The 8,784-nt window shown below is 61.5% G+C and carries 5 protein-coding genes; 2 read left to right on the forward strand and 3 right to left on the reverse strand.

Annotation, left to right across the window (positions count from 1 at the left end):
• Nucleotides 1-24: 24 nt before the first annotated feature.
• Complete coding sequence (locus tag AC097P_RS19475; protein ID WP_479612082.1) at nucleotides 25-1,533, reverse strand: circularly permuted type 2 ATP-grasp protein; 1,509 nt, start codon at nucleotides 1,531-1,533, stop codon at nucleotides 25-27.
• Nucleotides 1,534-1,659: 126 nt separating this feature from the next.
• Nucleotides 1,660-4,107: a DNA internalization-related competence protein ComEC/Rec2 gene (locus tag AC097P_RS19480; protein WP_479612083.1), complete on the reverse strand. Its 2,448-nt coding sequence runs from the start codon at nucleotides 4,105-4,107 to the stop codon at nucleotides 1,660-1,662.
• A gap of 15 nt (nucleotides 4,108-4,122) precedes the next feature.
• Between AC097P_RS19480 and AC097P_RS19485 the strand changes: the two genes are divergently transcribed.
• Both AC097P_RS19485 and AC097P_RS19490 read left to right on the forward strand, forming a co-directional pair.
• The gene (locus tag AC097P_RS19485) at nucleotides 4,123-4,254 is read left to right on the forward strand and encodes a hypothetical protein (RefSeq protein ID WP_479612084.1); all 132 of its coding nucleotides are present in this window, start codon (nucleotides 4,123-4,125) and stop codon (nucleotides 4,252-4,254) included.
• Nucleotides 4,255-4,286: 32 nt separating this feature from the next.
• Entirely contained in the window at nucleotides 4,287-7,925 is a 3,639-nt protein-coding gene (locus AC097P_RS19490) for a transglutaminase family protein (protein WP_479612085.1), read from the forward strand.
• Nucleotides 7,926-8,483: 558 nt separating this feature from the next.
• On the opposite strand, the gene AC097P_RS19495 is transcribed toward AC097P_RS19490, so the two are convergent.
• The coding region (locus tag AC097P_RS19495) for a hypothetical protein (RefSeq protein ID WP_479612086.1) at nucleotides 8,484-8,784 on the reverse strand (301 nt) is incomplete at its 5' end.

The following is an 8,784-nucleotide window of genomic DNA, read 5'->3' on the forward strand; positions in this document are numbered from 1 at the left end:
GTCTCCTCAGCTTCAGGATTGCGTTTATGTTTGCGTTTGCGTTTGCGTTTGGGACTGCGTAGCCGTGGCGATGGCGTCATCTTCCAGAATCCAGGTGTCCTTGGTGCCGCCGCCTTGAGAAGAATTCACGACCAGCGAACCGTCTTTTAACGCTACCCGTGTCAAACCTCCGGGCACCATCTGCACCGTCTTGCCGCTGAGCACATACGGGCGCAGGTCGATGTGGCGCGGTGCGATTCCGCTCTCCACAAACGTGGGGCAGCTCGACAGGCTGAGCGTGGGCTGCGCGATATAACCGCTGGGGTTGGCGAGGATGGCCTTGCGGAAGTCTTCGATTTCTGCCGTCGTGGATGCTGGCCCCACCAGCATGCCGTAACCGCCAGCGCCATGCACTTCTTTGACCACCAGGTCTTTCAGGTTCGCCAGCGTGTAGGCCAAGTCGTCCTTGTTGCGGCACATATACGTGGGCACGTTGTTCAAAATAGGCTTTTCGCCCAGGTAAAACTCGATCATCTTGGGCACATAGGGGTAGATGGACTTGTCGTCTGCCACACCGGTGCCCACCGCATTGCAGATCGTCACATGGCCGGCCCGGTAGGCATCCAGCAAACCCGCGCAGCCAAGCGTGGATGTGGGCCGGAACGCCGTAGGGTCCAAAAAGTCATCGTCGACGCGGCGGTAGATCACGTCCACCCGACGCGGGCCGCGCGTGGTGCGCATGTACACAAAGTTGTCCTTGACGAACAGGTCCTGCCCTTCGACCAACTCAATGCCCATCTGCTGCGCCAGGAACGCATGTTCAAAATACGCGCTGTTGTACATGCCGGGTGTCAGCACCACCACGGTCGGCTCAGCTGTCGTTGCCGGGCTGCTGGCGCGCAGCGTCTCCAGCAATAAGTCTGGGTAATGTGCAATGGGGGCCACGCGGTGGGCGTTGAACAGCTCGGGGAACAGCCGCATCATCATCTTGCGGTCTTCCAGCATGTAGCTGACACCGCTGGGCACGCGCAGATTGTCTTCCAGCACGTAGTACTCGCCATTGCCCTTGGCGTCGGGTGCGCGCACGATGTCAATGCCCGAGATGTGCGAGTAGATTTGGTGCGGCACATCCACACCCACCATCTCGGGGCGGAACTGCGCGTTGTTCTCAATTTGCTCGCGCGGCACGATGCCTGCCTTGATGATCTCCTGCTCGTGGTACACGTCATGAATGAAGCGGTTCAGCGCCGTGACGCGTTGCACCAGGCCTTTTTCCATGCTGGACCATTCGTGCGCCGGGATGATGCGGGGAATCAGGTCAAAGGGAATCAGCCGCTCAGTGCCAGCGCCAGATTCGTCCTTCTCACCATAAACGGCAAAGGTGATGCCTACGCGGCGGAAAATCATCTCGGCCTCTTCGCGCCGCTTGGCCATCATGTCGCCGGGCTGGCGCGCCAGCCAAGCGTCGTAAATCTTGTAGTGGTCCCTGACCTGCTCGCCCTTGGAGAAGAACTGGTAAGGCAAGGCGGTGTACATCTCGTCGAACTTTTGCATAAAACGCTTTCCTGAGCCCTTGCTGAAAATTGTAGGAAATCCTGAACTGTCCAAGCGTAATGTAGCTTTGCCCCTACTAGGGCTTAGCAAGGATAGTGCCACCAACGGGCACTAGCTAGGGCACCACTATGGCACATTGTGATGCCAATAGCGACGCCCTTCTGTCCGCTGGCACGCACCATTCTGGGCTTGCCAAGATTGCCAGGTGTAGGCACCGCAGTGGGGTGAATCGACCACCTCTATCTGCCGCTCACGCAGCCGTGCCAGCACCGGGGGCGCCGGGTGGCCAAAGCGGTTGCGGTAGCCAGACTGCACGATGGCGATGCGGGGCGCGACAGCATCCAGAAACTCCGGGCTGCTTGAGGTCTTGCTGCCGTGGTGGGGGACCAGTAGCAACTCTGCATGCAAATCCACACCTTGCGCAACCAGCCTCGCCTCCTGTGGCAGCTCTATGTCCCCCACCAGCAGGGCGGTTTGCCGGCCATTGGAGATACGCAGCACGCAGGACATGGCATTGGATTTGGCCGAGGTATCGTAGTCGGCAGGCTGCGGGTGCAGCACGTCAAAGCGAACACCATCCCACTCCCATTGCTGACCCGCCATGCAGCGGCGTGCCTCGCGCAGCACCTGCAGGGGATGGCTTGCCTCAATAGAACTCAATAACTCGGCTTGGGGTTGCATCGCCAGCACAGCGGGCGCGCCGCCCACATGGTCCAGGTCGCGGTGGCTCAGCACCAGCGTGTCCAAGCGGGTATGCAAGGCCTGCAGCAACGGCACCAGCACCCGGTGGCCTGCGTCGCTGTCCAGGCTGTAGCGCGGCCCCGCGTCGTACAGCAGGGCATGGCTTGCCGTGCGGACCAGGACCGCGTTGCCCTGGCCAATATCGGCGGCCAGCAGCTCGAACTCACCTGCCGCGGGGACGGGCGCGCGCCACAAAACGACCGGCAGCAGCAAGGGCAGGCCCAGCACCCGCAGCGTCCAGCCCCAGGGCAACACGAGCAACGCGCCGCCCAGTACACCGGCAGCGCCCGCCCACACAGGCGGCACCGCCACCGTGATGGATGCCCACGACCAGCCGGCCAGCCATTGGAGATAGCCATACAACCAGCCAATGGCCCCGGCAGCAACATCCCACAAAACCGGCAGCAGCACGCCCAGCATGGCCAGCGGCGTGACCACCAGCGTGATCCACGGAATGGCCAGCGCATTGGCCAGCAGCCCGACCACCGACACCTGGCCGAACAACAGCAACGTGAGCGGCGTCAGCGCCACGGTGATCACCCACTGCTCATGGAATGAAGCCCCTGCGCTCTTCGCTGCGCGTATTACGCCGCCCACCAAAGGGGCTAATCTTCCTTGGGGTGTCCCGGCGGAAGACTGAGCATCATTTGAGGCTGTAGCCCTCGTGGAATGTGCGTAAGCAGCTCCTGAATTTGTAGCAAACAAAACGCCCACCGCGACAAAGCTCAGCCAGAACCCGGCCTGCAACAGCGCCCAGGGGTCGCTCGCCACCACGACGGCGCATGCCAGCAGCCACACCATGGGCCACGGCCATTTGGCGCCTGACAAGCGCAGCAGGGCTACGGTGGCCAGCATCAGGCAGGTGCGCTGCGCTGGCACGCCCCAGCCGGCAAACACCGCGTAGGCACTTGCCAACAGCACGCCGCCTACCAGCGCCGCGCTGGGCGCAGACACGGCCGTACAAAGCCGCCCCGAACGCCGCCACAGCCAGCCAGTGACCAAGGCAGCGCCCCAGGCAAACATTGTGATGTGGAGTCCAGAAATGGAGACAAGATGCGCCACGCCCGTCGCGCGGAACACATCCCAGTCCAGCCGGTCAATCGCCGCCTGGTCCCCCACCACCAGCGCGGCCACCATGCCAGCGAACTTGCGCTGCTCCACCTGGCGGTAAATACGCTCCCGCACCACCTGCCGCGCCAGCACCACCGGGTGCAGCCAGGTCTGCGTGATGCGCAGCGGTGCCGGATCTTTGGCCGAGGCGCGCACGTAGCCTGTGGCCTGCACGCCTTGCTCCCACAAATACAACTCGTAGTCAAACCCATGGGGATTGCGCGCGCCGTGCGGTGCCTTGAAGCGTAGGGTCATCTCCCAGCGCTCACCGGCGCGCACATCCGATGGCAAGCGATTCACATCTGCCGTAACTAACGCCGGGTCGCCGTACCAACCTACGTCCATATGCGGCGGCACGGGCACCGGTTTGCCATCCAACAGAGCGGACTCCACGTCTAGCCGAAAGCGCAGGCCGGACTCGTTGCGCTGCGGCAAATTGGCTACGACACCGGTCACCCGCAGGTCGCGCCCCTCCAGCGCGGGGTCCAGCGCGGTGAGCAGAAAGGCGGTTGCGCGCAGACCGGTCGCCCCAAAGCCCAGCATGCCGACCGCCACCACAGCAAGGCCCATTCGCCACAATACCGCCCCACGGTTCACGGCAGCGACCGCATAGGCAACCAGGCCTACGAGCACCACCATCCCGTAGACAGGCCACTCTGACAGCTGTGCCTGCTGCAACTGCAAAGCTGTGCCCAGCACAAGGCCTACCAGCCCGGCGAACACTAGACGGGGCTGCCCATGGAATTGGATGAAAAGCTTGCGCACCCGGGCATGCTACCCGGCAAAAAAGCTGTGGCGCAGGAATTGCTTGGCGAACTGCTCAAGAATAGCTTGCTACCATGCAAGCAACGGTACGCCACTTTGCATTGAACTGACTTTTAAGAGTCCAACCGAGACCCGCCATGTCCATCCATGCTGCACTCAACCACGTTACCCATTACCGCTACGACCGCTTGGTAACACTGGGCCCCCAGGTCGTGCGCCTGCGCCCCGCCCCGCACTGCCGCAGCAAGATCATCTCCTACTCTTTGAAGGTGGAGCCAGCTGAAGGCCACTTCCTGAATTGGCAGCAGGACCCGTTTGCCAACTACCAGGCCCGCCTGGTTTTCCCCAACAAGACACGCGAGTTCAAGGTAACCGTGGATGTCGTCGTGGAGATGGCGGTATACAACCCGTTTGATTTCTTTTTGGAGCCAGAGGCCGAAGAGTTCCCGTTCAAATATGCGCCGCTGCTGCAGGAAGAACTGCTGCCCTACCTCATGGCCGGCGAGCGCACGCCGCTGGTCAATGCGTATTTGGCCAAGATCGATTACACCAAGCGCCGCACCATAGACTTTCTGGTCGACTTGAACCAGATGCTGCACAAGGACATCAGCTACCTGATCCGCATGGAGCCCGGTGTACAGACGCCGGACGAAACTCTGACCAACCGATCCGGCTCATGCCGTGATTCCGGCTGGCTGCTGGTGCAGCTGCTGCGCCACTGCGGGCTGGCCGCGCGCTTTGTGTCCGGCTACCTGATTCAGCTCAAATCCGACGTGAAAGCGCTGGACGGCCCCAGCGGCACCGAGGTCGACTTTACTGACCTGCATGCCTGGTGCGAGGTCTATTTGCCCGGTGCTGGTTGGATAGGCCTGGACGCCACGTCGGGCCTGATGGCCGGCGAAGGCCATATCCCGCTGGCCTGCACGCCCCAACCATCGGGCGCAGCGCCGATCGAAGGCGGCGTGGACGAAAGCGAAGTCGAATTCGAACACCACATGCAGGTGACCCGCATTTACGAATCGCCCCGCGTCACCAAGCCCTATACCGAAGAGCAGTGGGCCGATGTGATGGCACTGGGTGCCGAAGTGGACAAGGAATTGGTCGCCGGCGATGTGCGCCTGACCATGGGCGGCGAGCCCACCTTTGTTGCCGTCAACGACCGCGATGCTGCCGAATGGAATACCGACGCGCTGGGCCCTACCAAGCGCGGGTTTGCAACGGCGCTGGTGCACAAACTGCGCCACGAATACGGCCAGGGCGGTTTTCTGCACTTTGGCCAAGGCAAGTGGTACCCCGGCGAGCAACTTCCGCGCTGGGCGTTGAACATTTATTGGCGTGCCGACAAACAACCTGTCTGGTCCAACCCCTCGCTGTTCACCGACGAACGCGACCCCACCTACTACACCAGTGCAGACGCCAAGCGTTTCACGCAGGCACTGTGCCGGCGTCTGGGCTTGACCGACCAGTACATCCTGCCGGGCTACGAAGATACCTGGTACTACCTGTGGCGCGAACGCCGACTGCCGGTGAATGTGGACCCGTTCAATGCCAAGCTGGACGACGAAATGGAGCGCGCGCGCCTTCGCCGCGTGTTCGAGCAGAAGCTGGACACGGCCGTCGGTTATGTGCTGCCCATCAAGGCCTCCGAAGGCCCGAACCTGGCCGGGCAAAAATCGGAACCAGCCCTGGCCGGGCCTGTGTGGACCACCGGGCCCTGGTTCTTCCGCGACGAGCGCATGTACCTGATGCCTGGCGACTCCCCGATGGGCCTGCGCCTGCCGCTGGACTCCTTGCCCTGGGTCAGCAAGGCCGACTTCCCCTACCTGGTGGAGACCGACCCCAGCGCACCGCGCGATGCGTTGCCCACGCATACGGCCTTGACCACGCGATATGCTGACGGTCATCTCGCTACAAGCACTGCGGCAAGCGCCGCACCGGGAGCCAGAGCCAGCGGCAACACCGTCCCCACACTCACCGTACGTGCCGATGTGCCCTACCTGAGCGGCGCGACCACGCCACAAGAAGCTGCACGCAAGTTCCAAAATGCGTTGAACGGCAAAGTGGATACGGCGTCCACCGCCGTACCTGCCTATGTCGGCACCAGCACTACGCTGGCCGATATGGCTGCACGCCGTGCATCGCAGGCAGAGCCAGCAGACTATGCCCGTGTGCCAGCACGTGGTGAATCCGCCCACTGGGTGAGCCGCACGGCGCTGTGTGTCGAAGTGCGCGACCCACGCCGTGCAAGCGGCCCCAAGGCAGAAGCGGTCGGCACCAAGTCCAGCGTGTTGTACATCTTCATGCCACCGCTGGAAAAACTGGAAGACTACCTGGACCTGCTGGCAGCCATCGAAGCCACCGCCACCGAGCTGCGCATGCAGCTGGTGCTGGAGGGCTACCCGCCGCCACGTGATCCGCGGCTGAAGCTACTGCAAGTGACGCCCGACCCCGGCGTCATCGAAGTCAACATCCACCCGGTCAACAACTGGAAAGAGCTGGTGGCCAACACCGAGTTTCTGTACAACGCCGCGTTCGAGTCCCGCCTGTCGGCAGAGAAGTTCATGACCGACGGCCGCCACACGGGCACAGGCGGCGGCAATCACTTTGTGATGGGCGGCGCCACACCGGCCGACAGCCCCTTCCTGCGCAAGCCCGAACTGCTGGCCAGCCTGCTGCTGTACTGGCATAACCACCCTTCGCTCAGCTATCTGTTCAGCGGCAGGTTCGTCGGCCCCACCAGCCAGGCCCCGCGTGTGGACGAGGCGCGCAACGACCAGTTGTACGAACTGGAAATTGCGATTGAGCAGATCTACGCCAACCGCGAGTTGTATGGCCAAAGCATGCCACCGTGGATTGTTGACCGCACGCTGCGCAACATCCTGATCGACGCCACCGGCAACACGCACCGCAGCGAGTTTTCCATCGACAAGATGTATTCGCCCGACTCGGCCACCGGTCGCCTGGGACTGCTGGAGCTGCGCGCATTTGAGATGCCACCGCACCCACGCATGAGCATCGTGCAACAGCTGTTGTTGCGCGCATTCGTGGCCCGCTTCTGGAAGACACCCTACAAGGCACCGCTGACCCGCTGGGGCACGGAGCTGCACGACCGCTTCATGCTGCCTACTTTCATCAAGATGGATTTTGATGATGTGATGGCCGACATGCGGGCTGCCGGTTATCCGTTTGACCCGAGCTGGTTTGCACCGCACGTAGAGTTCCGCTTCCCGCTGGTGGGTTCGGTCCAGTCCGCGGGCATAGAGCTGACACTGCGCTGTGCGCTGGAACCCTGGCATGTGATGGGCGAAGAAAGCTCGGCTGGCGGCACCGCCCGCTATGTAGACTCGTCACTGGAGCGCATGGAAGTGCATGTGAAGGGCTTGAACGAAAGCCGTTACGTCATCACCTGTAACGGCCAAGCCCTGCCCATGCAAACCACCGGAACCGTCGGTGAATTTGTAGCCGGCGTGCGCTTTAAAGCCTGGAACCCGCCCAGCAGCCTGCACCCCACGATTGGGGTGCACGCACCGCTGACTTTTGACATCGTAGACACGTGGATGAAGCGCTCGCTGGGCGGTTGCCAGTACCACGTGACGCACCCCGGTGGCCTGAGTTATGAGAATTTCCCGGTCAACTCCTTTGAGGCGGAAAGCCGGCGTTTGACGCGCTTCACAGCCACCGGCCACACTCCGGGTCTGATGAACGTGCCACCTGCGACGATCAATGTGGCCGCGAGCAAGGAGTTTCCGTTTACGCGGGACTTGCGACGGAGGTGATGGATGGGTCGTAGTCCCCATGCGCAGGTGCAGGTTTTCGTCGAATGAAACCGGGGCCGTTGGTGCGCGCATGGAAGTTCGCGCAATTCGCTGCGGTTCAGGGCCTGGTGTGTCTGGTGTTCTCCGTGTTGGTTGGCCTGGTCCAAATCCACTTTGAACTTCGTGGTGGAAAGGTCAGCGAGTTCGCTGGGCTGTACTTGGTGATTGGGCTTTGGCTTGCACCCGTGTATTGGCTCATCGCCACGCCTGCACACCTGTTCTTTTACATGCGCCGACAATCGCCAGCAAATTACGTGCTGGCGACTCTCGCATCAGTTTGTGTTGTCATTGTCTGCACGGTGCTCATGTTCTGGTTGACGTCCGGTTCATAGGATAGGTGCTCAAGCACATTTCTTTATGTCACGACAGACCTGCGTCACTGATTTCGCTTCTGGTGGATGGATCTTTCAACGTCCATGTCCGTGATACCAACAATCCCGTCGGTGATGTATTGAGCCACGACACTACCCGCCCAACTGGTCACACCTGCCACCAAGGACGAGCTCAAGTCGCCTAAGACTATTCCTTCCCTTTGTCTGGTCCAGGCTCCCAACGTAAATTGATCGGGTCGTATGGGTGTTCGCCTGGCATGAACAGCCCATCTGGCATTGTCTTGACGTCACCGTCCACCAAGGTCTGACCGTACTTCAATCCGTTCGCATTCACACCGTATCGAGTGCCATACACCTCATCGGGCGTCATTCCTTCCCACCGATAGTTAACCCCGTCATTGGGTCCCTTGAAACGGCCATTAGCATCCAGCATCCAGTTTTCTATTGAAGCATCGAATTCTGCTCGGGTCTGGGGTTCTCGGTGTACT

It is taken from the genome of Rhodoferax sp. ZS1R8 (genome assembly GCF_056521325.1).